The following is a 1,685-nucleotide window of genomic DNA, read 5'->3' as shown; positions in this document are numbered from 1 at the left end:
TGTCATGGCCATTTCAAGATGTCGTGGCGCCAGCTAAATAGAAATGTCCGGTTTTGAGGTTGGTTTGGCTGTCTGCTTTGCTTCGGTTTGTTCGTTACGCAGTGTCGAAGGAGGGCGTCTGAACGGGCAAGGCGCTGACGTCGGAGCCACTGTCCTTTGCAGACCGCCGACCAGGTTTGCGCGGTGGCAATGGCTGTTGCGTCTGCCTGCGCTGAGCCAGATCCACGATTACCTGTTCGACGTCGGCCTGTGTGAACTCCCGTTGCTTCTTGGTCCCGGTTGGGCGGCTCGATGACCGAACGGGCTGCCCCTGATTGGTTCGGGACGGCGAACCCGAGATCCGCCGGTTGTCACGCTGCGCCTGGATCGCTTCGGCCACTTGAAGCGCGCGACTCAGGCGTTTGTGTTCGATCACCGCGCCTTGGTCGACCTCCGCCAGCTTGTCGTACAGGCGGTAAGCCAGCACCGCGCCGTCGGCCCGGATTTCAATGCGTCCGTCTGGGTACTCCCACACATCGATGTAGCGGTGAATCAGCTTGCGGTTGACCGCCGTATCGTCGAGCAAGTAGAGCACCCGGTCGTACAGCACCGTCAGCGACTTCGAGACGCGGCGCGTTTCGCGCCAGGTCAGCAACTGATCCAGATCCTCGTCGTCCCGCCGCGGCCGGTGCGCGTTGAAGTCGCTACGCGGCGGCTTCGCGAAACGGGCGTTATACGCAGCCATGAAGGAGGGCGCGTAAGCATTGGCGTCTTCGACGGTGTGGATGCCCCGTAGCCGTAGCTCCTTCACCAGCCGGTCCTGCAAGGTCAGATGCGCACGCTCGACGCGCCCCTTGGCTGAGCTGCTGTTCGCGCAGAACGTGTCGATGTTCAGCTCGTACATCGCCCGGCCGAAGTGCGTCACGCTGCTGCCCGTCTTGCTGGCTTTCGTGCTGCGGAACACGCTGGCCTTGTCGCTATAGAACGCCACTGGCTTGCCGTGGCATTCGATGTACGCGCGCGTCGCCTCGAAGTAGCTAAACGTTGATTCCGTCGCCGTGAAATGCAGCATCATCAGCCGACTCGTCGCGTCGTCCACGTACACCAGCAGCGTGCATTGCGGCGCCCGCTCCTCGAACCATCGATGCTCGCTGCCGTCGATCTGGATCAGTTCGCCCAGACACGCACGCCGTGCCCGCGGCTGGTAGACCTTCGGCGGGCGTTGTCTCCTTGGTACCCACAAGCCGGCATCCGTCATCAGCCGCCGCACCGTCTCCTTGGCCAGCCGGATGCCGTGGCATTCCCACAGCTTCTCGCAGGCCAGCGTCGGCCCAAAATCCGCGTAGCGGTCCCGGATGATCGTCAGCGCCCGCCGAGCCAGATCCTCGTCCAACCGCCGATTACCGAGACGCCCACGTTTGCGCGAAGCCAGTCCGGCCGCACCAGACTCGCGGTAACGATCCACCAGACGCTGGACCTGACGCACGGTCAGACCCAGCCGTTCAGCCGCACGGCCGGGCTTGAGTCCCGTGTCGACTACGGCCTGGATCACCTTCAGACGGTCGAGTTCTCGCATGTTCAGTGTCACCAGTGCACCTGGATACATGGCCGGCTCCGTGGTCCCGCAAGGAACCGGCCAGCATACCGAGGTCAAAACACGACATTTCTAAATGGCTAGAACACGACATTTCTAAAAAGCTACTACA

Annotated in this window: 1 protein-coding gene; it reads right to left on the bottom strand. The window is 62.3% G+C overall.

The genetic code is table 11. The features are described from left to right. Positions 1-94: 94 nt before the first annotated feature. Positions 95-1,585, bottom strand: coding sequence for an ISNCY family transposase (locus tag HWY45_RS36160; protein ID WP_059885874.1), 1,491 nt, complete (start codon positions 1,583-1,585; stop codon positions 95-97). Positions 1,586-1,685: the final 100 nt, after the last annotated feature.

Source organism: Burkholderia stagnalis (assembly GCF_902830275.1).
GTDB classification, from domain to species: domain Bacteria; phylum Pseudomonadota; class Gammaproteobacteria; order Burkholderiales; family Burkholderiaceae; genus Burkholderia; species Burkholderia stagnalis.
Note: the sequence above shows the minus strand (reverse complement) of the source record. Positions and strands in the feature narration are given on the sequence as shown.